The sequence below is a fragment of the Trichocoleus sp. FACHB-90 genome (genome assembly GCF_014695505.1).
Lineage (GTDB): Bacteria > Cyanobacteriota > Cyanobacteriia > Cyanobacteriales > FACHB-T130 > Funiculus > Funiculus sociatus.
Genome location: NZ_JACJOK010000093.1, coordinates 19283 through 45638, shown reverse-complemented (window position 1 = coordinate 45638; position 26356 = coordinate 19283). Strand labels below are relative to the sequence as shown.

Annotated in this window: 16 protein-coding genes; 9 read left to right on the top strand and 7 right to left on the bottom strand. The window is 45.8% G+C overall.

All coding sequences use genetic code 11. The annotated features are described in order from the left end of the window. Positions 1-34 precede the first annotated feature (34 nt). Together H6F74_RS27435 and H6F74_RS27430 are read right to left on the bottom strand one after the other, a co-directional pair. Positions 35-2305: an AAA-like domain-containing protein gene (locus tag H6F74_RS27435; RefSeq protein WP_190445276.1), complete on the bottom strand. Its 2271-nt coding sequence runs from the start codon at positions 2303-2305 to the stop codon at positions 35-37. 8 nt (positions 2306-2313) lie between these two features. After that, positions 2314-3936: an AAA-like domain-containing protein gene (locus tag H6F74_RS27430; protein ID WP_199301677.1), complete on the bottom strand. Its 1623-nt coding sequence runs from the start codon at positions 3934-3936 to the stop codon at positions 2314-2316. Positions 3937-4192: 256 nt separating this feature from the next. On the opposite strand from H6F74_RS27430, the gene H6F74_RS27425 reads away from it, so the two are divergent. From H6F74_RS27425 to H6F74_RS27410, 4 genes are all read left to right on the top strand, one after another. Continuing rightward, positions 4193-4612 (top strand): hypothetical protein, encoded by a 420-nt coding sequence (locus H6F74_RS27425; RefSeq protein ID WP_206756362.1) that lies wholly within the window; start codon positions 4193-4195, stop codon positions 4610-4612. A 429-nt stretch (positions 4613-5041) separates the two neighbouring features. Further along, a complete protein-coding gene (locus H6F74_RS27420; RefSeq protein WP_190445274.1) occupies positions 5042-5560 on the top strand; it encodes a hypothetical protein in 519 nt (172 codons plus the stop codon). Between the two features lie 132 nt (positions 5561-5692). Next, the gene (locus tag H6F74_RS27415; protein ID WP_242022562.1) at positions 5693-11620 is read left to right on the top strand and encodes a calcium-binding protein; all 5928 of its coding nucleotides are present in this window, start codon (positions 5693-5695) and stop codon (positions 11618-11620) included. Between the two features lie 872 nt (positions 11621-12492). Further along, positions 12493-13494, top strand: coding sequence for a PD40 domain-containing protein (locus H6F74_RS27410; protein ID WP_190445272.1), 1002 nt, complete (start codon positions 12493-12495; stop codon positions 13492-13494). Positions 13495-13556: 62 nt separating this feature from the next. Here the strand turns inward: H6F74_RS27410 and H6F74_RS27405 are convergent, their stop codons facing one another. After that, the gene (locus H6F74_RS27405) at positions 13557-14216 is read right to left on the bottom strand and encodes a hypothetical protein (protein WP_190445271.1); all 660 of its coding nucleotides are present in this window, start codon (positions 14214-14216) and stop codon (positions 13557-13559) included. A 247-nt stretch (positions 14217-14463) separates the two neighbouring features. After that, positions 14464-16326: a hypothetical protein gene (locus H6F74_RS27400; RefSeq protein WP_190445270.1), complete on the bottom strand. Its 1863-nt coding sequence runs from the start codon at positions 16324-16326 to the stop codon at positions 14464-14466. A 305-nt stretch (positions 16327-16631) separates the two neighbouring features. Here H6F74_RS27400 and H6F74_RS27395 point away from each other — a divergent pair, with 305 nt between their 5' ends. After that, positions 16632-18509, top strand: a complete 1878-nt coding sequence (locus H6F74_RS27395; RefSeq protein ID WP_190445269.1) for a hypothetical protein — start codon at positions 16632-16634, stop codon at positions 18507-18509. A gap of 378 nt (positions 18510-18887) precedes the next feature. On the opposite strand, the gene H6F74_RS27390 is transcribed toward H6F74_RS27395, so the two are convergent. Next, positions 18888-19061: a hypothetical protein gene (locus H6F74_RS27390; RefSeq protein ID WP_190445268.1), complete on the bottom strand. Its 174-nt coding sequence runs from the start codon at positions 19059-19061 to the stop codon at positions 18888-18890. A gap of 84 nt (positions 19062-19145) precedes the next feature. On the opposite strand from H6F74_RS27390, the gene H6F74_RS27385 reads away from it, so the two are divergent. Next, entirely contained in the window at positions 19146-20243 is a 1098-nt protein-coding gene (locus H6F74_RS27385) for a DNA cytosine methyltransferase (protein ID WP_190445267.1), read from the top strand. 247 nt (positions 20244-20490) lie between these two features. On the opposite strand, the gene H6F74_RS27380 is transcribed toward H6F74_RS27385, so the two are convergent. Continuing rightward, positions 20491-21045: a site-specific integrase gene (locus H6F74_RS27380; RefSeq protein ID WP_190445266.1), complete on the bottom strand. Its 555-nt coding sequence runs from the start codon at positions 21043-21045 to the stop codon at positions 20491-20493. A 262-nt stretch (positions 21046-21307) separates the two neighbouring features. On the opposite strand from H6F74_RS27380, the gene H6F74_RS27375 reads away from it, so the two are divergent. Continuing rightward, positions 21308-21445, top strand: coding sequence for a hypothetical protein (locus H6F74_RS27375; RefSeq protein WP_190445265.1), 138 nt, complete (start codon positions 21308-21310; stop codon positions 21443-21445). A gap of 12 nt (positions 21446-21457) precedes the next feature. On the opposite strand, the gene H6F74_RS27370 is transcribed toward H6F74_RS27375, so the two are convergent. After that, the gene (locus H6F74_RS27370; RefSeq protein ID WP_190445264.1) at positions 21458-21835 is read right to left on the bottom strand and encodes a hypothetical protein; all 378 of its coding nucleotides are present in this window, start codon (positions 21833-21835) and stop codon (positions 21458-21460) included. A gap of 218 nt (positions 21836-22053) precedes the next feature. On the opposite strand from H6F74_RS27370, the gene H6F74_RS27365 reads away from it, so the two are divergent. Continuing rightward, entirely contained in the window at positions 22054-22314 is a 261-nt protein-coding gene (locus H6F74_RS27365) for a DUF1822 family protein (RefSeq protein ID WP_347269563.1), read from the top strand. A 30-nt stretch (positions 22315-22344) separates the two neighbouring features. Beyond that, positions 22345-26286 carry a CHAT domain-containing protein gene (locus H6F74_RS27360; RefSeq protein WP_190445262.1) on the top strand — a complete coding sequence of 1314 codons (3942 nt, stop codon included), beginning with the start codon at positions 22345-22347 and terminating at the stop codon, positions 26284-26286. Positions 26287-26356 lie beyond the last annotated feature (70 nt).

Sequence of the window (26356 nt, the reverse complement as noted above, 5' to 3'; positions counted from 1 at the left end):
ATAACCGCCTAAATTTCATAATAGAATGTCATTATTACGTTAAAAAATTAACGATTAACTTTCCAATAATTTTAAAAATATCGACGAAAGGAGGAATAGTACAAACGAGCAGTAGTGTTAAGTCAATACTAAGATAGGTGCTCAAAATCCTCTTGATTAGCTGTATAGGAGTATTTTTATTTTCAAAGTTAGTAATATCATCGTCCTGACATTTCATTTCATATAACCGCCGTATAGTTGCTTGAAGTGTATTTCCGTAAAATGAAATTCCTGTGAAAATTACAAATAGTACAAACGAAACGAGTCCATAGCCAACCCATGTCCAAAGCTTACCAAATCTTGATAAAGTAACTTGCCCAATCCAATATTCAAAGGAGACAATGGTTGTTATAAATAAAATTAAGGCAGAATATTTACCAATAATTCCTAATAAATTAAGGGAAAAGAGGTTAAAATGACGTTTTATCAAAACACAAATATTTTCTTCCTCCGTTTTATTGTCGGTATTAATTATTTGCAAGCTCAGCAAAATTTTTTGGCTCAAAGTTCTGATTTTTAACAAATTTATAGAAGTAGCATAAAAGCTTACTGAAAACGTGATAATGCCGATTATGAAAAAATTCACAAAGGAGTAAGGAATATACAATAAGTAAGGAAGCCGATACTCTTTAAAGACGTTTACTTGACTTGGAAACGCAGGGTGCTTACTAGCAAGTTCATCGGGACCAACTTGGAAATGATGCTTACAAAGCAAAAATCCTCCTGCTACTACTAAGAACAACATAATGCCACGAGACCATTTAAGGAATTTAGACTCGCTTGCCGAGTGCCCGCGAAGCTGCATAAATTTCTGAGTTTCGTCTCGGAATACAATCCCCATCAGAGAAATAGCACCTGCTGTTATAATGCCGCTGCGAATAAGCTCGATAACCCAGCCGCTAATAACCCAGCCGCCAACAGTCAAACCTGTATTAAATTCTTGCCGCCAAGCTGCACTGAAACTACTGGAAAATACACCGTATGAGAGTAGGATTGAGGCGATGCTGACGGTAAGAGATACGAGGGCTACTATTAGCAGGCGTCCGAGCAAAAGGTTTTTGGGTTGATTAGTATTTGTGCCTCTCTCAACAGTTTGAACCTGTGTAAGACGTTCCCCCTTAGTAAAGAATACGGGTTGCTGATATCCTCCAGCGCTAAGCGCCATCTCCACCCAATTTTCGTTGAAAACTGATTGGTAAATGCGGTTAAAAACAATAAGCTGGCTTAGTTGCTTCCTTACCAATCCTGACAGCCGTAATTCCAATTGTATGGGGCTGTCATCAGCCGTTACTCCCCCTCGTTGCCAAATTTGCTGATACAGTTCCAGCAGTTGACTTGTGCTATTCCCACTTCGGAGGATGTGATCGCGAATCGTCCTAAAGTGCTGTGGCTCGTCTTTGGCTTCCCAATTGTCGATAATATGCAATCGTACCAGTTCCTCCACCCACATTACTTCATTCCCAACTTGGTGAGTGCATTCAGTTGTGAGAATAAGCTTACATAGCTTTTGAGTAAGAAACGGTTGCCCACCCGTCCAAGCTAATATCTCTTTTAGGACATCTTGGGGATTGTCTACCTTCATTGCTAACCCTTCGATCAACGGTTGAGCTTCGTGCAGCGTAAAGCCGTTCAGTTGAATAGCTTTACCAATGTTGAAGAGCGTGCGGTTTTTGTCCTGGATTAAATCGTAAGGGGTTGCCACTCCCAGCAGCGCGAAGGTAAGGCGTCTGTATTCAGGCTGGTCGGCACGATTGTCATAACACCCCCGGATCAGGGAAAAAAAATCATCAACTTTGAAATTTAGTCTCAGGATACTATCAATTTCGTCTACAAAAATAACAATTTTTTCGCTTAGCAAATTTACAAATAAAACATCTTCAATAAATCGACTCAATATTTGTACCCCAGCTAGCTCTTCTTGAGAGCGTAACCAAGCTTTTAAATCGACTTTCCCTAAAAGATTAAAACTTCTGACTAGCTCAGAAATTATTCCTCCATACCATTTTTCTGGGGTAAGATGCTGGCTACCGATCTTCGTTAGGTCAATAGCAGCGCAAGTGATGTTTTCGCCTTTGAGTCGGTACATCGTACGTACCCGCAAACTTGATTTGCCCATCTGCCGACAGTTGAGAACATAGCAAAACTCATCAGCTTTCAGCGCATTATACAGTTCATCGTCTGCTTGCCGTACTACATAACTGGGAGCATCAATTTTAAGGCTCCCGCCGACTTGATATTCGTAGCTTGAGTTGGAGGCTGTAGACATCCTAGTTTTTAGTTTCTCAAGAGTTCACGGAAATACCGACGATACAACTCACAACTGATGTTTGCCTCATTACCATTAACCTTTACTAGCCCCATGCTTTCTAACTTGTAAGCTAGAGTTGGTTCTAATTGCAACCTTTTGTCTGTGTCAACTAGCCTTTTAAGGGCATCCACCAATTCTGGATGTATGCGGAGTTTCTCCCAATAACTACGCAAGTATTCACCATAAATTCCGGCTTGAGTAGCAGCTGTATTTAACAAATTTTCCAGGGTAATTTCTTGACGCCCTAGATAATAGAGAGCGAGTTGCAATAAATAAGGATGCCCCCCCACCAGTGCAATTAGGGGAGTAAAGCCTTGTGAGCTTACCATATCATCAGCCCTATCTAGTCCATGACATGCTGCTAACTCTTGTACCTGAGAGCCTGTAAACTCCGGCAAATGAATTGGCAACCCCACATTAAACGGCGATTGATTAATATTTAACGGGATATAAACTTCTGTAGAATGAACCACTACCATCCGCAGACGTTGCCAGATATCTAGATTATTGGCTTCCTCATGCCAGCCACGCAGCAAGGCAAAAAAGTCTCGGGCGATTTCCGGATACTCAAAAAGTCGATCCACTTCATCTAAACCTAAAACCAGAGGAGCATCTATTTCGGTTAACAGATAGGCTTGGAAGTAAGTTGTGCAGCTAGCCATACTGCCAAAAAGCTCTTCGTCCCAGTATTCATCTAGCATTGATGGCATTTGTAGCCGCTGAGAGATATTGACACAGAACCACCGTAGAAATTTATCTAGGTGGGAAAGTACCGCACTCTCGACTTGCCGAAAATTTAAACGTACTGTTCGGCAACTAAAATTTGCTGCACGAGCCAGAACCCGATTCAACAGAGAGGTTTTTCCCATATTTTTGGGTGCTTTGATCCGGATTAGAGAACCGGGCTTCAAAATCTCGCGATCGCAGTCCAATTCAATGGGAGGACGTTCTATATATAAGGAAGAATTAGGAGCGAGCGGACGTTCTGGATAGTCTGCTTGCCTAGATGCTTTAAAAGCATAGCGATACCGACTAACGGATTCTTGGCTAAAAATAATCCTCGTTGCCAGTCGATCTTCCAAGCCTGTTTTAACAACTGTGGGCAAAGGGCTTGGTAGTAATTCTAAATTTTGTAGCAGATTTTGCCCCGATAGTAGCGGATGTGTAAGTCCTCCAACACCGTCTTTCGCCTCCGCGTTAGCCTCTCCCCAATCTTGATACCTATTTGCAGCCGATTCTTCAGCAGCTACCCAGCCTGGAGTGTCGATTTGATAAATTTGAGTATTTCTACTTATATTAACAGACGTACTGTTTGATGGTTCTACGACTACTGGCACCTGTTGTGCCTTTCGCCGCAGGACTGAGTGAACGTTACTCTTTGTTACCTTTTCCCCAAATAGCCGACTCAGTAGTTGCCACAACTGGAAGCCAACAAACTTGATGTATTCGGCATCATAACCAGTGTTTCTAGCAATCTCTGGATAAGAGCGCCCTTCCCAAGCCTGCCGAAATACTAGCTCTTGAACATCGTTAAGATGCTCTGGTTGGAGAATGGAGTCTAAAAAAAGGAGGGCTTCGTCAACTGTCATCTATCCAAAAAAAATTAACGACTTTGATCCATCGAGTAAATCGGAGCTTTTGGTCTATGCTCTGAAGTGGGCTTTAAAATCGTCAAAACAGCGGGATTAATGGGTTATTACCCTAATTTGTAGTATAACGGTGCAGCAAAAATACTAACTATTTATAACTTTTCCTCACAGACGCAATAATAATGTCCGAGTTATTACTGAATCAGGGTTGATTGAACCAGTTCATCAGAATCTTGAGACAGATGGCGACATTGCTATGAATATTAAACTTTACAATTCTTTATTTACAGCAGCAATCTTAACCAGCACTTTAGGTGCAATAGCTAGTTATCAAGAAACAGCCCACGCAGATACTTGGTGTGGCTTTTGGGAATCTAATTGCAAAGTGGATGGTATAGCTGGAACCAGTAGTTCCAATCCTTTCACTATCAAAGTTAGAAATTCTTGCAATAGGGATGTCTTAGCAAATGTTGAATACATTCCTTACGACAAGAGAGATTGGCGTACTAGCGAGGTTACAATTCGCTCTGGTACTGCTCGTCCTGTTGCGTTGACATCAAACGCTATTTTTTACGTATCAAGTGAATCAACAGATGGCAGCCTTAGTTGGGGCAGAAAAGAAGTTCGGATGAGGGGTACAGATTACACCTATAACTTAACCTGTCGCAACAAGTAGCCTTAAATCCAGGGGGTGGGGCATTACTGAATAAAGGTATGATTTCGGCCCATAGCCCCCTAATTTGCAGGAAGCGAACTCCCTAAATCCCCCAATTTTAGAAGATTTAGGGAGTTCGGAAAGTACTCCTGAAAGCAGCAATTCATACTTTAATTCAGCAACGCCAGCCCAATGTCACTGGTGTTGCATATTTACACAATCAGAAGAGGTCTTATGCTACGTCGTCTGTCTAATAATCTTGGTCTAATCAGTGCTGCTTCTCTAAATGCGTCTGCTCAATTTATTTTGGATGAAGCAACTTTAACTGCACGACGCTACCTGAGTGCGTAGGAACCGAAGGTGAAAGTTGGCTTGCCTGAAGATGACTAGCAACCTTCAGCGAATTGAGCATGTACTGAACGCTCTCAACAAAAAGGAATGGAAATCAAGATGAATCGATTGCTCTCTCGCTTACCAAAGAAGGGTTTTCTTTCAGGAACTATTAGTAAAGTGCTAACGATAGGCATCCTCAGCGCCAGTCTGCCTTTATTTGTGCAAATAGAGCATTCAGTAGCGCAAACGTGCAACGCTTTTGGCTGTTCACAACCGGGGGCAGGTGCCTGTAATCCGTTTGGTTGCCCAAATCCGGGTGCGAGTCCGTGTACCCCTTTTGGATGTCCGGCTTCACCAACTCCATCTTCCGCTCCACCCGCACAGCCTCCGGTAATTTATCAACCACAACAGCCTCCAGTAATTTACCAGCCACAGCCGCAACCTCAGATAGGAGGTTCACCGCAGGCGATCGCAAGCTGCATGAAAAACCTCATGTATGAACAACGGTTGGTTTGCACTCGCAGCTATTGCAGCCAACGCAATCCTGAAGCTGGCTACGGCGGTTGGCAACTCCAAACCGTGAGAACTGGAATCAGCGAACCTGCGGCAGTTCAAGCTTGCCAAAACGCTCGATAGAAAAGGTTGGGAATTGTGCTTAAACAGCTCAAATAGAAGCTGCATCCGGCATTGAGGAAGCAATCGTTTCTTTCTCAAAATTGCAAGTGTATGTTTTGCTTTGTCGATTTTTCAAATTTTAAGGAGAAAGTCATGGCTTTAGCTGCCGATAAAATTGCGAAGAGTTTGGAAGATGCCAATCAAGCATTATCAGTTTTAAAGATGCCTCTCGGAGATAAGTTTGATGATCTAACAAATAAAATTCAGGAAGTAGCTAATTCAGTTAGCGCTGCTAAGAGCGATGATGAAATAAAAAAAATAGTAGAGGAGTTAGACATAGGCTTAGATAGTGTATTCGGCGTTGACCTTGATTATGTTGACGACAAATTAAACTTCAAATTTGAGCAAGTCCTAACTACTAACTTAAGTGACGATTTGCCTTCAGTATCAGCAAAATTAGGTGTTGCTTGGTCTTTAACAGATTCTACTAACCAAAGTGCAACTATCAGCGAACTGAAGCTGACCTCCTTTTTGGGGCAAAATAGTTTTCTAGGCGAACTTTTAGAAGATGTAGAAGATGTCCTAAAGCCTGTAAGCCAGGTTATTAAAGGTCTGAAAAAAGATATCCCTTTTCTTACCGACGGCATTCCTAAAGGGTTGGGATTCGACAAATCATCAATTGATTTCGATGGAGATGAAAATATTTCAGTATTAGACTTGGTTCAGAAGGCAAATAATTTTGGATCAAAAATATCAACTAAGTACACGATCGAGGGATTGAATGAATTTATTGATTTTATCAACGATGCTGGCTCTCTATTAGATTTAGCTAGTGCTGCCAAAAATAGTTCTGACAATATGGCTCTTCCTGGCAGTTTCACCTACGATATAAATCAGAAAACTTTTCTCTCTACTGGTAATAACATAGGAGAATTGCCCAGTATCCTAACTGAGATTACCAAAAATCTGAATGGTTTTGAGCTACCGATTCTTAACGCTACAACCGCATACAAACTATTCTCAGGTGAAACAAATGTCGAGCTGTTTGAATATACAATGCCGACATTTAATCTGGTAACTCCGTCTGCTTGGAAGACAGGAGTCCAGGTTCCCATTATTGTTCCTGTCATCAATTTAACCTTTGGACCGACTGTAGGTGGCTCTGCAAGCTTAGGATTTGGGTTTGATACGACAGGATTCTATATTAAGGATATCAATGGAAAAGATAATCCTGAACTAAAGTTTTTCGGAGAATTTAGGGTTGGTATTAAACTCGGCAATGATAACATTGCTTCTCTAGATGGTGGTGCAAATATTGGTTTAGAGGCTAATTTCTTCCTTGATGCTAATGAGGAAGGAAAAGTTAGAAACTTCTCAATAGATAAACCATTCGATAAAATTAGTGGTTCAGCTTATGGCTATCTAGATGCTTCTGCAAATGTTTCTGTTGCTGGAGCGTTTAAGGAATTGCTAACTACCCAGTTAAAAGTGACAGGAGCAGCAACTGAATATCTAAAGAAGATTACCAAGGATGCAGGATTACTTGGTGAAGGTGCTGCGTTGCTAGACAAAGGGGTTGATGCTGTTAGCGATGGGGTTAAAAAACTTTTTGGAAAGGCAGAGAAAAATGCTCCTACCCCTTCTACTCTACTTTTCAAAGTGGAAAGCGATAGAGTAACTTTGTGGAGCTTTGATACTGGTTCTGGCGGTAATGGTGGTAACGGTAAGCCTCCTGTTCCAATTCTTGCCACGCCATCTGGAGAGCTTTTGTTCCTGAATGTTGGTGTTCGGGCAAATGAGCGCAAGCATGGCAACATTGCTGATGCTGCTGAAGTATTGACTGTTAAGCAGGTTAACAACCAACTTTTAGTTTCGGCATTTGGCTTGGAGCAGCCCTACGCTATCACTACCAAAAAGGATGATCAAGGGAAAGAAATTATCATTCCTCAGAAAATTGTCGGAGATGCGGGTGAGGGCAATGACATCATAACCATTAATGCATCAATATCTGCTGACATTCGAGGAGGAAACGGGGACGATAAACTATATGGCGGTTCTGCCACTGATGTCCTCATTGGGGGCAATGACAAAGATACCCTCGAAGGTAATGCTGGTTCTGATTTCCTTTATGGAGATGCAGGGGAAGATATTTTACGAGGCGGTGATGGTAATGACTACCTCTACGGTGGTGACGGTGATGATAGTCTCGAAGGGCAAGATCAGAATGATGAATTGTTTGGTAATGCTGGTCAAGATACTCTTCGTGGCGGTAACGGTAATGATTTGTTAGATGGCGGTGCTGATAAAGATTTCTTGTATGGCGATGACGGAGAGGATACCCTTTGGGGCGATGATGGCGATGATGAACTGTATGGTGGATTGAAAGATGATTTGCTCTTTGGAGAAGCGGGAATTGACACCCTCAGAGGAGGCGAGGGTGCAGACATACTAGACGGTGGAGCAGATGGCGATTACCTGTACGGTGATTCTGGAGACGACTTTCTCTTCGGAGAACAAGGCGATGACATTCTCAAAGGTGATGCTGGTAATGACGAGTTAGCAGGTGGTATAGGCAACGACCAACTCTACGGAGGTGTAGGCAACGACTCCCTCAATGGCGATGAGGGAAATGACAAACTCTTCGGTGAGGAAGGCGATGACCTCCTCTATGGTGATGCTGGCAATGACGAACTAGCAGGTGGTGTAGGCAACGACCAACTCTACGGAGGTGTAGGCAACGACTCCCTCAATGGCGGTGAGGGAAATGACAAACTCTTCGGTGAGGAAGGTGATGACCTCCTCTATGGTGATGCTGGCAATGACGAACTAGCAGGTGGTGCAGGCAACGACCAACTTTACGGAGGTGTAAGCAACGACTCCCTCAATGGCGGCGAGGGAAATGACAAGCTCTTCGGTGAAGAGGGTGATGACATTCTTAAAGGTGATGCTGGCAATGAGGAACTAGCAGGTGGTGCTGGTGCTGATAACCTAAATGGCAATGCTGGCAACGACACCTTATACGGGGAAGCTGGCAATGACTTCCTGATGGGAGAAGCAGGCGACGACCTGATTGATGGTGGTACTGAAGTTGATACCGTCAGCTACGAAAACTCACCCAATGGTGTAATCGTCAACATTGACGAGCAACAGGGCTACCAAAATCCTGGCGGATCTTTCCACACAACGATAGTTTCTACCAATCTCATACCTACCGATACAGAACCAGACTTCATCATCAATGAAGGCACGGCAAAAGATGGGTTTGGCACCACAGATACGCTGCGAAATCTGGAGAATATCAAAGGCTCTGAGTATGATGACGTTCTGATTGGCAACAGCCTCGATAACCGTATTGAAGCCTTGGCAGGAGATGACCTGCTCGTTGGCAATGCCGGAAATGACTACCTTGATGGCGGCGATGATAATGATACCGTTAGCTACCGTCGCGATCGCAGTGCAGTCAAAGTCAATTTAGAGCAAAACAAAGCCACAGATGGCTTTGGCGGGAATGACGAACTTTATAACATTGAAAACGTCATCGGCTCTGCCTTCAATGATGAAATCATTGGCGATGCCAAGGCGAATATCATCCATGCTGGAGATGGTAGCGATCGCGTCGAAGGCAGGGATGGCAACGATACCATCTTTGGGGAACAGGGAGAGGACGCTCTCTACGGCGAGAACGGTGACGATTTCCTCGTTGGGGGTACGCAAGCCGATGTTCTCAATGGCGGTGCTGGTAACGATACCGCTTCCTATTTCACCTCAGCAACTCGCGTATCCGTCAGCTTGACAACGGGTACGGGTTGGGCTGGAGATGCCGAAGGCGATCGCCTAGAAGCCATTGAAAACCTCGAGGGTTCCGAATTCGAGGATTTGCTCATCGGCGACCAGTTGAACAATATCATCAGCGGCTTAGGCGGCAATGACCTAATCTACGGGGAAGCAGGCGACGACACCCTTGATGGCGGAACCGGAAGCGATCGCCTTTACGGTGGAGATGGCAGCGACCAACTCTACGGTCAAGCTGGTGAAGACCTCCTCAAAGGAGAAGCTGGTAATGACCAACTCTTTGGTGGCGACGGCAACGACCAACTCTACGGTCAAGACGGTAGCGACTCTCTAGACGGCGGCGCTGGTAATGACTACCTAGAAGGTGGAGAAGGCAATGACCAGTTGCTGGGTATCGATGGCAACGACCAACTTTACGGACAGGAAGGCAACGATAACCTAAGTGGGGGGACTGGTGATGACCTCCTCGATGGCGGGATTGGCGAGGATCGGCTGACTGGTGGCGACGGCGATGACCAACTTTACGGCCAAGCTGGTCAAGACATCCTAGATGGTGACGCTGGCAATGACCTACTCCAAGGCGGTGATGGTAATGACTTGCTCAATGGCGGTGACGATAACGATCGCCTCTACGGTCAAGTTGGTGAAGATACGCTCAATGGCGACGCTGGTGATGACCTCTTGGATGGTGGCGATGATAACGACTTACTCTTAGGTGGTGATGGCAGCGACCAGCTTTACGGTCAAGCTGGTATGGACACCCTCGAAGGTGGAACTGGGAATGATTCGCTTTGGGGTGGTGCTGACGCCGATATCCTTTTAGGCCAAACAGGTGATGACTATCTCGATGGCGGTGCTGGTAACGACCAACTCAATGGCGGCGACGGCAGCGATCGCCTCTACGGCCAAGTTGGTGAAGACACGCTAGATGGTGCTGCTGGTAATGACTACCTAGATGGCGGCTTGGACAATGACAAGCTTTTTGGCAGCGATGGCAGCGATCGCCTCTACGGTCAAGCTGGGTATGACACCCTGGATGGTGGCACTGGCGATGACTTCCTAGATGGAGGGTTAGACGATGACTACCTGTATGGCAGAGATGGTAGCGATCGCCTCTACGGTCAAGCTGGTAATGACTACCTTGATGGCGGTACTGGCGACGATCGCCTAGAAGGTGGCACCAACGACGACCAACTTTTGGGTCAAACTGGTCGCGACTTGCTCGATGGCGGTACTGGCGATGATTTCCTCTGGGGTGGCGATGATGGCGATCGACTTTTAGGGCAAGTTGGTAATGACTACCTGGATGGTGGGTTGGGCGATGACCAGCTCTTTGGTGGCGACGGCAACGACCAACTTTACGGACTGGATGGCAGCGACGCCCTCGATGGTGGTGTGGGCAACGATTACTTTGAAGGTGGGTTGGGTAATGACCAGCTAACCGGAGGTGATGGTAACGATTACCTTTACGGTCAGCAAGGTGTAGACACCCTTGATGGCGGTGCTGGCAACGACAACCTGTATGGCGGCGATGACAACGACCAGCTCAACGGAGGCGATGGTAGCGATTTACTCTCTGGCCAAGATGGCGATGACATCCTCGATAGTGGCGCTGGCGATGATTATCTAGAAGGCGGGTTGGGTGATGACCAGCTCATAGCCCGGCTGGGTAACGACCAGCTTTACGGTCAAGACGGCAACGACATCCTCGATGGTGGTGCTGGCAACAATACCCTCGATGGCGGTGTGGGCAACGACCAGCTTGCAAGCGGTGACGGCGATGACTTCCTCTACGGTCAAGACGGCAATGACATCCTTGATGGTGGTGCTGGCAATAATACCCTGTGGGGCGGCGATGGGGTCGATACCCTACTGGGGCAAGCCGGAGATGATTATCTAGTTGGTGGTAGCGGTGACGACCTACTTTACGGAGGTGCTGGTAACAATTCGCTTGATGGTGGTGCGGGCAATGACAAGCTCTACGGTGGTGAGGGTGACAGCATTCTCAACGGTGGAACTGGTGAGGATATGCTATACGGCGGCAGTGGACGTGATACGTTTGCGATCGCGGCTGGTGCTGGAAGCGACACCATTTTTGACTTTGTTGCAGGTATCGATTATCTGGGATTAACGAACGGTCTAACCTTCGAGCAACTTACGACTACTCAAGGCACCAATACAAATGCCAACAATACTCTGATTCTTAACCAGGAAACTGGTGAACTGTTAGCCACGCTCATTGGAGTGGAAGCCAACAGCCTTAATATGTGGGATTTCGCTGTTCTCTAAGTCTCGCTAATATCTTTTATCCCACGCCGCACTGCTATGACCAGTAGCTAAACTTGAATCGTCAGTGGATTGACTACGCTCAAAACTAGAGTTTAAACTACCCGCCCCTAAAACGTGGGTAGTTTAAACTCTAGTTTTTTCAAAAAACGCCCAAAAGTATTGCAGCCACAATAAAAACTGCTAATTGGCCTTGTGGAGTTGCTAGGTACATTATTCTTCTCTTACAAAGCTGCTTTAGGCTTTATTTGGGCTTGATATCTGTTTAACCCACATTCCGCACCCCCTACTGTCACAATCGGTTTTTACGTAATTTACTGATCCAATGGGGTTATTTTTGATACGAAGAACTGGAAAACCCGTTTTGCGATCGCAAAACCAAAATACCCAAAAAGCCAAAATTCGTAGTGTGACACTTCAGGGTGCGGAAAGTGGGGTTTAAGTCCCGTTAATCTCGTGGAATAAGACTTCCAAAACACCCGAAGATTTGGCTGGTTAAGTGTTGTGCAATCGCCAGTCTTGTGGAGTTCGAGATTGGATCAATAAGGAAGTAAGGCAGGCTATCACCAGCTAACTCAAGTATCAGTCTATTGCTATTGCTGGAAACATAACTTTTTGTAGTCATTCGAGGGGTAAAACTTCAGAAGTGGAGCAACATCTATCCAATGGCGATATTGGGTGAGACTGACTGTGACAGTTAGAAAAGCAGAATGTGAGGTTGCATAACTGCCACACCTCCACGCTTAGGCTGGAGGGGCAGAAATTCAATGCTCCCTATCCCTGTAAGGCTTAAGCGCCGCTGTTAAAAAATGAAACCCTCTTTCAAACCGCTAAGATTTTTCTTTCTAATCTGTATGCTTTTGGGTGGGTGTGGCGTGTCAATACTTGCTCCTGTCAAGAGCATTACCGGCTTACCAAGCGATCGCGACGTCATCCTCAACCTCACCGAGATTAACAAGCAACAGGGTTGGTATGTAGTAAACCCAACAGATTGGAAGATGTCTCAGTGGGAGTTTCCCAACAGTCTCCCAAGTGCTCTCAATGAGGAAACGAGGAGATCGTATGTGTCATGGTCTCCTGAGACTCAACGACTTCTATACGCGAAAAAATCCATTAGTCCTAACGGTTCTATAGAAGTCTTAAAAATCAAGGACAAAAGTCTTGGCAGCAGTAATCAGTACACCTTGTCCCCAGATGGGAAAACTGTCGCTTATACAGACGGTTTTACTGACAAAACCTTTGGCATTGTCGAAGATGTTTACCTGTTCGATATTGCCAGTCAGCGTTCGCGGCGTATTACTAAACTCGCTCCTGGTAGTGTTTACCAACTAGTTTGGTCACCAGACAGTAAAACTCTTGTCTTCTGGCACAGGGATACGAAGAAAACCTTGAAGACGCTCTACCAAATCAACTCTGACGGAAGTAAACTGCAAGTACTCCTTGATGCCAAAGATGATTTACCAATTCGGATATTCCCATCTCTATCTTCTAATGATGAAGCCATGAAGTGGTCGCCGGATGGTCGTTATCTCGCTTTGCTCATTAGGGCCAAAACCAATAACAACTTCAACTTCAACAGTGAAACAATCTGGGTATTGGATCTAAAGACTAAAAAGTTGCGAGAACTGTTTCCTACACCTCCTAAAAGTCCAGCTGGCGGTATTCAAGACTTCGCTTGGTCACCTGACGGGCAAAAGATTGTATTTGCATCTGGGTACGACGGTAAATGTTATCGCCCTTTGTTACTAATAGGTTATCCTGAGTGTACTAATTTTCTTTACCTGGTTGATGTTAATGGGAGTAAGCCAACCAAAGTAACGAAGATTCCACAAGGCACAGCCACAAGGCTGCTTTGGCTGAAACAGAAGCGTCAATAAATATTACTATCCGTCCCAACAGAGTGCTAAGCTCGTGCTGGCTCGTTAACTGTAACGTGTAACTAGACGTTACGCTCAACGGCGGCATCGCTATCTACGAACAATCCAGATTTTCTGCCTAACTGCACGGTTGATTTTTCATAGTAAGAGTGCGATCGCAACGAGTGGGGAAAATTAGCGATCATCGAACGAGGCATAAACCCCGGTCGTGGCTCCCAGGTTACTTTGGACTTTGTGGTGAGCTTGCCATCTACCGCCACTGACTCAACTTTGATTCGACGCTGCTTCACAGGTCGGGCAATCAGACTGGTTTCGATGCCCATTAAGGGGATGAGGCGATTAATCTCATCGCACCAAGCCTCGCAGTTGTGGGATTGGGGGCAGACTTTTTCTTGTTGAAGAAGAGCTTGGTGGATCATCTCGTGGAGCAACACGTCCGCCGCGAATTTTTTACCCAGTAATTTACCTCGCCTCCAAGCGTTAGAAGCTGGTTCAACAAGAGCTTTGTGCAAGGTAATGGCATTGCGCCAGGATTCATAAGAGCCAAGTGATTGTCCGTGGGCTGTAAGTCCCCAAAAAATACCACCGGGTTCTAAACTTCCATCCCAATACTGTTCGTTGAAGATTTCCCACTGTTCATAAGCCCAGCGACCGTATCCCCAATCTGAGATGTCTGCCGCTGTCTTAAGAATTTCTAATTTTCCCTTTGATTCTGAAGTCAAAGTGTAACTCCTAACTAGAGATTACAGGCGGCGCGAGACTATTCGGCGTAACGTCTAACGGGACTTAAACAAAAAATGAAGCAAAAATAGCTTCAAATACAAATCTGGAAAGACTTTCAGCTCAAATAGGAATAATCTAGTATTGGCAAAGGTTTCAGGTGTTTTTAAGCCATCAACCCTTTCCTTGTTCAAAGGGCTTTTCAACCCCTTTAAGGGCTATAAAATGGCTAAGCTCCTATTACAGTTGTTACTCCCACCAATCGTCTACAATGTCTTCTGTCAACTCATACTCTGATGTGATTTGAGCAGCATACTGATCACCCATTTCCTTTGAGTGTCCAAGCAAAGTTCCAAATTGATTGGCAATATTTGATTTCCCTATTTGCCGGATATGTTTCTCTGCAATATGCCGCAAAGCGTGAGGGTTAGTCCATCGGGCTTCTCCGAATAAAGCAAGTGTTGCCGTAGCGATCGCTCGGCTGACCATTTGCCAGATGCTGGCAACATAATGAGGTTTGCCGAAACTATTCGGATCTCCCTTACCAATAATGAAAAACAAGTAATTATGGCTCTCGAAGTTTGTCTTGGCTACTTTCCAGGCAGCAACACGATTTTCCGCTCCTTGTAGCCTTGCTTCTTGCTGCTCGATATATTTATCAATCGGAGCTTCTACCTTTTCAGCTACAATTCCTTGTCGAGCAGCTTCCACTGTGGCCCGAATTCGTTCTATTTTGCCAGAACCATAACCCCAAAACTCTGTCCATCCTTCCAAAGTTTTTACCGACTCTGCAATCAGAGGTCGCCACTTGTGCACCCACAAATCGATGTCTTCGGTCAAAATTGCCGGTAGCTTATATTCACGAGGTTTGTGTGTTATCGAAGAGAGTTTATGCTCTTGGAGCTTAACCACATAATAGGGAATCCCCTGGTCATCTTCTTTGCGAAACAAAGTTTCTCCAAGTTTTAAATTTCTCACCTCCTCTTGACGAACGGGGCAGTAAACCAAAAACTTAACAATTAAGTAAGCCTGCCAAGCTCTAGCAACTGCGGATTTTCGTCGAGTCTGGTGGCTGACAACCTCTCCGGTTTTTTTATTATGTCTTACACAATTTTTTGGAGCACACAGGCTTTGAATGTATTGAACAACCTGTCGAGCTTCTTCATGAGTTAGCTTCTTATGCTTCCATTTCTCTTGCGTAAGGATCTGCTTTTCCTGCTGATAAATCTCTGAATATTGGCTTTGTAAATCCTGTAGTTGGAGAACAATCGGGATATCTGACCAATCACGCCGCTGTGAATTGTCGTAATTGAGCCACTTAGCGATCGCGATTCCTGTGCCAACCATTTGTTCACCTGTTGAATGGCTCACTTTCCGAGTTTTTGTAGCCCAGTAAGTGTAGTCATTAAGCAGATTTACATCAGTTAACAGCTCCAAGTTAAGTTCACAATCAGGGTACTTTTGGGCATACCAGCCTAGAAACCGGAGTACCGCTTGCTCATCATATTGGAACGTAGATGGTTTAACAGGAACTACTCTGGGCTTGCGGACTCTTTCGAGTTCCCGACGTTCCCGGAGAGAACGAGCAGCTTGGCGTAAGTTCTGACCTCCCGTTAACCGAAACTCCTTAAGTGCCTGCATCTGCCCAACTACATGCTCCGGCAATTGACTCCACGTCAATCCATAGGATGCCAGCTTTCCCCGCGTCGGTTTTGGCTCTAGCGAGACTCGAAAAGGAGCAACATCCTCTTGGGTAACTGGAACTGGAAATAACTCGCGCCACCAAACTTGTCTCTCCATCCACTCCAAAAATCGCTTGAGAGTAGAACGATAATTATCTCTGGTACCTTCAGAAATTTGGCCTTTTTCTATCGCGATGGACGTCTGCTGATTGAAGATTTCTAAAGCATCTTTAAGTCTGGCAGCTGGGAATTCATCGCAGTACGCAGCAAACTGCCTAGTTTTCAAATTTTGAGAAAGAGTATCTAGTTCAGGAATGACATAAAACCTCAAAGCGATGCTGAGGTATTTCTCAAAATCATTGGCAACAAGTTTTGCTTCCTTGGACTTGCGCCATAAATTTAGCACATGACCCAGTGAGTAACTTTTCATACATACTCCCACTTAAATATAGTACATATATACCATAAAAATACCATAGAAATTGTAGTTTTCAACTACAATCCCGTATCAAAGATAGGCGAAGCAGACTTTAAAAATACTGCTAAAATTCCTTATATGTAAGGGCTTGAGCAACTTTTTTTAGAGTACGCATTCATACAAAAAACGTATGAGTGCATACTTATAGTACTATTCTTCTAATTACTGAGTAGTTCACGCCGTTTGGCAGGCTCTTCACCTCAAGACTTTTTTCGAGAATTCAAGTCCGTTGGATTATTTATTACTGTTGCGGTCACATGGAACAATACACTCTCGGTCGTGCCCTAAAACTCTGGGAAACCTCTATAGATGCCCAGAACGTTGGCATTAACTTTGATAAATACCTAAGCATTGGCCTAAGGCAATACGTCTTTCCGGAATTAGACCCCGCTGCACAAAGTTTGAAGAGGGAGGAATTTGCTTCCTTTTGCGATCAACTACCCGTTGCCCAACTCAAGGGAGCTTTAGATATTTTCGACCAGCAATTTGCTTTAGCTGTTGAGAAAGAAAGAACATCTCGAAGTACTGGAAGAAACTATCGTTCCACCCTTAAGCAATTCACACATTGGCTAGAGAAGCAGGCTTGGTGGCCTTGTCTATTTCCTGATCCAGTTGCAACAGTTTCTCCGTTTCGGGAAAAGAGTCCTGCATTACCAAAAACTAGAGAACGACTTTCACGCTACGGCTTATCTAAAGAGAATCTGCCCAGTCATGTTCTTAAGGAACTTGAAGAGTTCAAGGAGTTTCGCCTAACTGGAGGAAGAAATATACGCCGAACTGTATCCGAGCCAAAACAGTATAGAGAGAGCGGAGAAGCCCGTAGACCAAAAATAGACACTATTAAGCCTTCAACATTTAAGAATAATGAGGACAAGATACTAGCATTCTTAGGGTGGTACGCCCAAAAGTATCCTAACTCCGAACTCAAATTGGAGCTACTGACTGATCTAGACCTGCTTGACAAGTATACATATTGGGCAATTGATACACGAGGAGTTTGTCATTGCACGGGTGTACATACGGCTAAAACAGCGATTGCGATCGCAAAGTGGTTGAACTATGACAAATCTACTCGCCGCAATTGGTCGGATATTGGGCTGATTTTAGATTTAAAAGACTTGCGAAATGAGTACGCCCAAGAGTATGCCAAGGAGAGAAAACAGCTTGATGCAGAAAAATGGTCGAGGAAAAAGTTAACCCATCCAGAAGCCCAACAAGTAGTTCAATACCTAAGAAATTTATGCGCTCCTTACACTACTCGTCGTGACAAAAAGACAGGAGAACCAAGTAAATATCGTACAAAACGCCAAACTTCAGCAGTTGCTCGTTCCTGGCAGACTTATTTAATTGTCAAAATTCTGGTTTACTGCCCGGTTCGGCAGGAGGAAATTAGAAACTTTGCTCTTGAGGAAACCTTGTTCCGTCGGAAAGATGATCAGGGGACTCCCTATTATGAAGCCTACTTTGAAGAACACAAACGCGCTACCCAACACTCCTCTCAAAGCAAGCCTCGGCGTTATCGATTGCCTGCTATCTTGACCCAAGATTTAGATATGTGGGTGTGCAAGTGGCGACCCCTGATTGAGGAATTGGTTAGTACGCCAGAGGGATGGATGGAACTTTGGAAGTACAAGCTTGATAAGGTAGAAGGCATTCACCAAAGGATAGAAGCTGCCCAACAAGGAATTCTTCCAAAAACCGTGAAAAGTTCGCCAGAAGAATATATGCAGTACCTTGAGTGGCAGTTGAAGGGAGTTGAGCGACGGATTAATGCTTGGGAAATTGCCAGGAGTAATCTTGAAGCCAATAACCGTTTGTTCTTGGTTTTCGGAAAGCACGAAACTGAAGCTTTTGGTAAGCCTGTTGATAAAGACACCCTCTGGATAACAGTTAGTCGGGCTTTTGCAATTGCAACACAAGCCTTATTCGGAGAAGCTCGCTGGATTAATCCTCATGCTCTGAGGCATATTGCAGAAAAACATATTCGCCAACCTGGTCGAGAAGATATTACTGAGGCATTTGGAACACTTATTGGACATTCAAAGAAGATGGGTGATGAATATGCTGAGCAAATCACTTCCGAATATGAATTGACCGAAGAAATTACAGATGACTGGTGGATAGAGGATATCTAAATATTCAACTCTCCCAATTTTGGCTTCACTGTTACCTGAAAAGAAAATATCCTGCACTTTGGATTTTGATTTTAGTATCGGGAGCTGCGGGAGCTGGGTCACTCGTTTTCTAACCTGAACAGCTCCCGCAGTTCCTCCTCGGATACAATTTCATTGCAATAGCTAAATCTGTACAAGGAGAATACTTAGTTAGTGAAACTTAAACATTTTTTATGCCCTAGAGGAGCTTAAAAGCTCTCTTAACAAGGAACAAATGTTGATGATTTAAAAACACCTGAAACCTTTGTCAATACTGAATTATTCCTATTTAAGCTGAAAGTCTTTCTAAAGTTGAATTTGAAGCCATTTCTGCTTCAGTTTTTGTCTAAGTCCACGTTATTAGGTTTCTCTTCCCAAGCGTTGCAAAGTTTGCAACGCTTGGGAAGAACGTGTTTGAGTCCCGTAGACCGGGATTTCAGTTTCCCGGACTCCTCCACTAATTGAGCCAAAGATCCCACCACCTCCTTTGAGTCCCGGATACCGAAATTCAGTTTTCCAACCTTCAAATACCATCGAAGAGCTGAAACCATGTTTCAGTTAGATCAGCCTCTCTCCTATAGAATGCCTAACATTACCCTGTAGTTAGGCACTCCGTTCATGTTTATCCGAACCAAAATAATTAAAGGACAACCTTATCGTTACCTGGTCGAAACTTATAAAACCGCTGACGGTCAAAAACGCCAAAAGGTACTTAAATATTTGGGTCATGCTCCTACCCTACCTGATGATGCTCCAGCGGCTGTTGTACTGTTTGCTGGAGGCGGTGGTGTAGAAGCTGGCATGGTCATGGCTGGTATTAGGCCCGTCTTGAGCGTGGAATGCGACCCTAGGCGAACAGAACTCTCTGCTGCACTTGCTGCCTCTCTCTCGCTGAACTTCAAACCTTATGGCACCAAGGTAATTCAACAAACAGTTCAAGAACTGGCTGAAGCTAGGTTCCCTGGATTCCCCCAGCCGGATTATCTCCACGCTTCTCCGGTCTGCTCAAACTTTAGTAAGGCGCTGGGAAACGGCACCGAACAATCACTAGACTGCGAAGCCGCGACTGCTGTAGCCACTGCCATACGGGTATTGCAGCCCAAATGTTTTACGCTGGAGAACGTATTGGGGTACAGACAATCCGAATCATGGCAGATTATTCAGGATGAGCTGATGGGGTTGGGATATCAGATAACGGCAGGGGTGCTAGATACGGCAGATTATGGGATTCCTCAGTCTCGAAAGCGGTTGATTGTCAAAGCTGCAAGGGAAAAAGCGCCAGGGTTACCACCAAAGCAAAGCCGGGTAGGATGGTATCAGTTTGTTGAAGATTTAATCCCGGCGCTACCTGAGTCTCAACTTCTACCTGCTCAACAGAAGGCACTTGAGGAGAAGCTGGCTATTTGTCCGGAGATTCCAGCTCTCCTGATTGAGCGCACTGGGTTTAGGGACTCTTTGCCGAAACTGAGGGAACCCACGGAGCCAATCTGGACGATTAAGAGAGCCATCTTTACAGACCAGAGGCAAGGTGTTCGCAGCCGGTTTATTGATTTGTGGAAGTCAGATGGCACGGTTAAGAGCTTGACGGTGGAAGCGGCAAGGCGGCTTCAGGGTTTTCCTAGCTGGTATTATTTACCCGAACCAATCAATGTGGCGGGTTCGCTTCTTGGTTATAGCGTGCCGCCGCATTTTGCACAACAACTTTACTCACTTTGAGCGATCCCACAAGGTGAATAGGGGCCATTATTGGACTGTCTAAAATAGACGTAGAGCGGTTTGAGCGATCGCACAAGGTAAATCGGGGTCATTATTGGACTGTCTAAAATAGACGCAGTGCCCTGGCTCCAAGCCCAAAGGCAGCTAAGTCTAGCTTTGGTGCTTTAACGACACTAATATGTCTCCACAACAATTAAAAAGGCACTGTACATAACTTTTGAGGAGTTCCCGACTGGCGATCGCATCCTTACCAACCAATCATCGATACCGCCTTACGCTTCTGCTCTGGCGACACTTCCAAGTAGCGCTGCAAAGTACCCAGGTCATTGTGTCCGGATATCTCCTGAATGTGTCGTAGCGGTATCCCAGCATTGTGCATTTGAGTCAGAGCAGTGCGCCTAAAGCTGTGGGTACTGACTCCCTCTACTCCCATCCGGCGACAAGCATCCTTCAAAATCTTATCAGCCATAAACCGAGTCAAGTGTTCCTTTCCCCTGACTCCAGATGGAAACAACGCCCCTGGCTTGAGAAGCTGGTACTCTGCCAGTATTGCCGCTAATGCAGGTTGAATGTCCACAACGCGGGTTTTTAGTTTTCCCTTCGTGGTAGACTTCCTGAAAGTCAACGTTCCACTTTTAATGTCCGTAGTTTGGAGCGCCAGTGCCTCCGATACACGACATCCAGTAAAAAGACAGATGGCAAATAGAGCGCGATCGCGTGGCGAATTTAACCCATCGGTGAACAACCGCCTCAATTCATCTGCGGTGAGAACTTTCCCTTGCCCGTTGCCCCTAACCTTCATGCTGCTATAAGCTAGTTCTTAGCTAGATTACACGAAATAGGAGTTTCGTGGAATAGATGCCGAAAAGTATAGCTATAGCGTTGTTTTAAAGATTTCAGATTGCCGGATTCAACCGGGCTTATCAATCCCGCTCCATCCGCCTCACGAGAGAATCAGGGTTTCGGGGGCAATCGATGATTTTTGCTTATGCCTGTGCTGCTATCACCGTCATCAAGTAAAATCGGCTACCTTTGATTGGTAACTGATAGCAGAGTCGGCATAGATGCCAGAATCACTCATGCTGGGGACACGATGCCCGATGGAGTGGCAAGAGAAAATCTGTTGGATTGCAGAGGTATCTGAACCAAAGGAAGTGGAAGTTGTGCGCGAGTGCGATCGCGACTTATCTGTTCAAGACTAACCGCCGCCGCGGTCAAGGGTGCGATCTCTTCGCTTCAAGAGCAATGCGGCAAGGTAGAAGCGAAGCTTGCAGGGTGCGATCTGCGCGATCTGCGGGGTGACTTATGTCTTTGAAACAATAGACCTCATGGAAAAGTCGCAGGTGGGATGGCAAAAGTAGGTTAGAGTCGGGGAAACCATGTATTCTGACTTGAAGGAAAATCCTCTCTTTACTCCAATCGAGGGTTCTGGTTTTATGGGTAAGAATTCCTGAACCGCGGCCAAAAATGCGATCGCCAGTCGGGAAAGTTAAGTATTCCGGAATGGAAGAAAATACTCTATCAACTCCAATCGAAAGCTCTGGTTTGATTGAGCAGGACTCCTGAACCGCGGCGAAGAATGCGATCGTCATTCAGAAATACAGGAATTTTTTCTCTATAGACCCAAATATAGAGAAGCAGCAACGAGGGGCAATATATAAATATACTCTCTCCAAAAGCCCCGACTCCTCTAGCCTCGGTACTTTACAAGCTGATTACACTAGATCTGAGTCTTAGAAGCACTCCGGAAGCTAGTGTTGAGCGGGATACGCGGATTGACTTGGGGATAGAACTAACGGGTCAATAGGTAATTTTAGTCGTCGCGCTGACTCCAGAAAATGATAAAGAAATGAACATATTGGTGCAGGTGCGTCCCACAAGCGGTCAAATCTATTTACCGCCAAATTTCCAACTGATGGCACTGGATGAGGAGGGTGCCGTGCTTATGGAAGCCCAAACGAGAAGCAGCAATAATTTCATTCAATTACAGTTTAGTGGTTTTCTGGGAGAATGTTTTACCGTCAAGGTAGCTTTGGGGAATGTTAGCGTGAGCGAAAATTTTGTCATCTGAAGGTAAGAACACTCGTACAGGGTGCTGGTCATGAGAAAGTTAGTTGTCCTAAAGCTAGATGGTGATTTGGAACAAGGAGTTCAGGTCACGCTGGAGATTGGGGCAGAGGGAGAACGCCCCAATACAGAAACTATCGGTCAACTACCACCAGCAATCGATTTGGTTAAAGCAATTGACCAGTGGCAGTCAGCCTATCGCAGTATTGGGAAGTCGTCCCGAATCAAAGCCAAAAAAATTGTTTACGGTGGTTCCCTCACCGAGTGGCGCTCCGATTGCGAAAACTGTGCCATTGAGCTGCGAAAGCACCTGAATAACTGGCTTGTTTCAGAGTCTTTCCGTCCGATTCGGGAGAAATGCCTCCAACAATTATCACCCTCTGAGGAAGTGCGAGTGCTGATTCGCTCATCTAGTGTGCAACTGCGGAAACTTCCCTGGCATCTGTGGGATTTGGTCGAGGAAAACCTGCTAGCAGAAATTGCCTATAGTGCACCCGAATCAAAACAATTGGCACAATCGGCTTCATCGAAGACGCCCACTTACCGAGATAAAGTTAGAATCTTGGCGATTCTGGGCAATAGTGCGGGAATAAATGTCCAGAAAGACCGGCAGTTACTTGAAAGTTTACCCGATGCAGTAACGACCTTTCTGGTAGAGCCTCAACGCCAGGACATCAACGACCATCTGTGGAACCAACCCTGGGATATCCTATTTTTTGCAGGTCATAGCAATAGTGAAGGTGACACGGGTCGCATTTATATTAATCAGACGGATAGCTTAACGATTACGGAACTCAGTTATGCTCTGAGAAATGCCGTTGCGAATGGGTTGCAGTTGGCGATTTTCAACTCTTGTGATGGGTTGGGATTAGCGTTTGAGCTAGAACAGTTGCATATTGGGCAAATGATTGTCATGCGCGAGCCGGTGCCGGATGAAGTGGCACAGGCATTTTTAACTGATTTTCTCGCCGCTTTTGCTACGGATAAGTCTTTCTATCTGGCACAACGAGAAGCCCGATTAAAGTTGCAGGGTTTAGAGAATAACTTTCCCTGTGCCAGTTGGTTGCCAGCGATTTTCCAGAATCCCGCTGTCGTGCCGCCAATGTGGCAAGACTTAGGTCGTCGCCCCACGAAAGTTTGCCCGTATCGGGGTTTGTTTGCTTTCCGGGAGGAGGATGCACCGTTTTTTTATGGGCGGGACGCTTTTACCAAAATGCTGGTTGAGGCGGTGCAACAACAGTCGTTGGTTGCAGTAATCGGGCCTTCTGGGAGTGGCAAGTCCTCAGTGGTCTTTGCTGGTCTCATTCCTCAGTTACGTTCCGAACAAAGTTGGCTCATTGAGGCTTTCCGTCCAGGTGATCGCCCATTCCGCAACCTGGCAACTAAGCTAGTGCCCTTGCTGGAAACCCAGATGAGCGAGACTGACAAGCTGCTTGAAATTAACAAGCAAACCATAGCGCTGCAACAGGGAGACTTAGCGTTGCGGGATGTGATCGCACGCATTTTGGAGAAGAATTTAGGCGATCGCTTGTTGCTGGTAGTCGATCAGTTTGAGGAACTCTATACCCTGTGTCGGGATGCACGAGAGCGGCTGCTATTTCTGGATAGCTTGCTGGAAGCGGTCGAGCGCACGCCGAATTTCACTCTCGTCCTCACGTTGCGCGCTGATTTTTTAGGACAGGCACTTTCCTACCGCCCTTTTGGAGATGCGTTGCAGTACGCTGACCTGAAGCTTAGCTCCATGAACCGCGAAGAACTGCTTGCGGCGGTGGAACAGCCAGCAGCGATGCTGGGGGTAACGATTGAGTCGGGGCTGACCCAACGCATTTTGGATGCGGTGAGTACACAACCGGGGGATTTGCCGTTATTGGAGTTTGCCCTGAATCAGTTGTGGGCAAAACAGCGAGATGCTCAGCTAACTCATGCGGCTTACGAGGAAATTGGCGGTGTTGAAGCCGCCCTGAGTCGCTATGCGGAGGAGGCGTATGGCAGGCTCAATGAGGAAGAAAAGGAACGGGCGCGGCGGATATTCATTCAATTGGTGCGTCCTGGGGAAGGAACGGAGGATACTCGCCGTCTGGCTACTCGCACTGAGGTGGGAGAAGAAAACTGGGATTTAGTGACGCGCTTGGCTGACGCTCGTTTAGTGGTCAGCAGCAGGGATGAGGCATTGGGTGAAGAGACAGTTGAGATTGTGCATGAAGCGTTGATTAGGGGATGGAAGCACCTAAGCCAGTGGATTGAACTTGACCGTGCTTTCCGGACTTGGCAGGAGAGGTTGCGGGCATCTTTGCGTCAGTGGGAGGCTAGTGGTAAAGATGAAGGAGCGTTGTTGCGTGGTGTGCCTTTGGCAGAAGCAGAGGGTTGGCTTGTGTCACGAGCCGTGGAACTAAGCCCTACTGAGCGTGTGTTCATTCAGATAAGTTTGGAACTGCGGGATAGAGAGCGTAAGGAGCAGGAGCGCCGACGGCAACGTACTATCATGGGGCTTGTCGGTGGTTTGGGGGTAGTCTCGATTTTGGCTGTAGGAGCTTTTTGGCAATGGCAGCAAGCCAACACAGAACGGATGCGAGCTGAAATAGGTCGAACTAATGCCGAACTCAATAGCCTTAGTGAACGTTCACAAGCCCTTTTCAATGCGGGTAATCGGTCGGAGGCACTGATAGAAAGTTTAAGAGCAGGGTTGCTACTGAAATGGTCAACCTGGGAGACACAAGCCGATACCCGGACACAGGTTGTAGCTACATTGCAGCAGGTAGTTTATGGGTTGAGAGAACTGCGAATCCTCAAAGGGTATAGCGGGGGGAATACTAGCTTCAGCCCCGACGGCAAGACCATTGCTTCTGCCAGCGAGGATAAAACCGTCAAACTCTGGAGTATTGATGGCACAGAATTGCACACCTTCAAAGGGCATAGCAGTAAGGTTACTAGTGTCAGCTTCAGCCCCGACGGCAAGACTATTGCTTCTGCAAGTGAGGATAAGACCGTCAAACTCTGGAGTACTGATAGCACAGAATTGCACACCTTCAAAGGGCATAGTGGGGGGGTTACTAGCGTCAGCTTCAGCCCCGATGGCAAGACGATTGCTTCTGCAAGTAGTGATGGCAGCGTCAAACTCTGGAGTATTGATGGCACAGAATTGCACAGCCTCAAAGGGCAAAGTGGGGGGGTTACTAGCGTTTGCTTCAGTCCTGACGGCAAGACTATTACTTTTGTAAGTGGTGGTAAAACTGTCAAACGCTGGAGTATTGAGAGCAGAGAATTTGTGCTCATCCCCGACGGGGAAGGAGTTATCCCCGAAGCGAAAGAAGGAGTTATCCCCGGAGGGAAAGAAGGGGAAGCCTATTTGTTGATTAGCGTCAGCTTCAGCCCCGACGGCGAGACGATTGCTTTTGCAAGTGAGGATAAAACTGTCAAAGTCTGGAGCAAGGATGACAGTCTCTTTAGTACGAGTACGAGGGATATAACTATCCCAATCTGGAGGGCGGATAACAATGTTGTGAAATATACATATACAACTTACGAGCGTAGAGAAGCACCGAGCGATGATATACCAAGCATAGGTGATATATCGAGCATGGGTGATAGCGGAATAGACACGAAAATAGAATGGTACTCCACTAAATTAGATATCAAAGGGCATAGCGGTGCAGTTACCAGTGTCAGCTTCAGCCCTGATGGCAAGACGATTGTTTCTGCAAGTGAGGATAAAACTGTCAAACTCTGGAGTATGAGTATTGTCGGCGAACAATTGCACACCCTTAAAGGGCATAGTGGTTCAGTTACTAGCGTCAGCTTCAGCCCTGATGGCAAGACGATTGCTTCTGCAAGTAGTGATGGCACAATAATTCTATGGAATTTCGATTTAGAAGATTTACTGGTGCACGGTTGCGATTGGCTGCGCGCTCAAAAGACCAACCCTAATATCACGGAGAGCGATAAGTGGCTCTGTGAGCACATTGGAACTCAGAAGTAGGAACATCTTAGCAAGTAAAGAGTGGCAAAGCTGTTTCTAATTAAAAGGATTGAAGACATCGAGTCAGGAG

What these genes read in the sequence shown, in the direction of transcription:
- H6F74_RS27435 (WP_190445276.1), bottom strand. Translation starts at nt 2,305, where the DNA reads ATGTCTACAGCCTCCAACTCAAGCTACGAATATCAAGTCGGCGGGAGC.
- H6F74_RS27430 (WP_199301677.1), bottom strand. Translation starts at nt 3,936, where the DNA reads ATGACAGTTGACGAAGCCCTCCTTTTTTTAGACTCCATTCTCCAACCA.
- H6F74_RS27425 (WP_206756362.1), top strand. Translation starts at nt 4,193, where the DNA reads ATGAATATTAAACTTTACAATTCTTTATTTACAGCAGCAATCTTAACC.
- H6F74_RS27420 (WP_190445274.1), top strand. Translation starts at nt 5,042, where the DNA reads ATGAATCGATTGCTCTCTCGCTTACCAAAGAAGGGTTTTCTTTCAGGA.
- H6F74_RS27415 (WP_242022562.1), top strand. Translation starts at nt 5,693, where the DNA reads ATGGCTTTAGCTGCCGATAAAATTGCGAAGAGTTTGGAAGATGCCAAT.
- H6F74_RS27400 (WP_190445270.1), bottom strand. Translation starts at nt 16,326, where the DNA reads ATGAAAAGTTACTCACTGGGTCATGTGCTAAATTTATGGCGCAAGTCC.
- H6F74_RS27395 (WP_190445269.1), top strand. Translation starts at nt 16,632, where the DNA reads ATGGAACAATACACTCTCGGTCGTGCCCTAAAACTCTGGGAAACCTCT.
- H6F74_RS27390 (WP_190445268.1), bottom strand. Translation starts at nt 19,061, where the DNA reads ATGGTATTTGAAGGTTGGAAAACTGAATTTCGGTATCCGGGACTCAAA.
- H6F74_RS27385 (WP_190445267.1), top strand. Translation starts at nt 19,146, where the DNA reads ATGTTTATCCGAACCAAAATAATTAAAGGACAACCTTATCGTTACCTG.
- H6F74_RS27380 (WP_190445266.1), bottom strand. Translation starts at nt 21,045, where the DNA reads ATGAAGGTTAGGGGCAACGGGCAAGGGAAAGTTCTCACCGCAGATGAA.
- H6F74_RS27375 (WP_190445265.1), top strand. Translation starts at nt 21,308, where the DNA reads ATGCCAGAATCACTCATGCTGGGGACACGATGCCCGATGGAGTGGCAA.
- H6F74_RS27370 (WP_190445264.1), bottom strand. Translation starts at nt 21,835, where the DNA reads ATGACGATCGCATTCTTCGCCGCGGTTCAGGAGTCCTGCTCAATCAAA.
- H6F74_RS27360 (WP_190445262.1), top strand. Translation starts at nt 22,345, where the DNA reads ATGAGAAAGTTAGTTGTCCTAAAGCTAGATGGTGATTTGGAACAAGGA.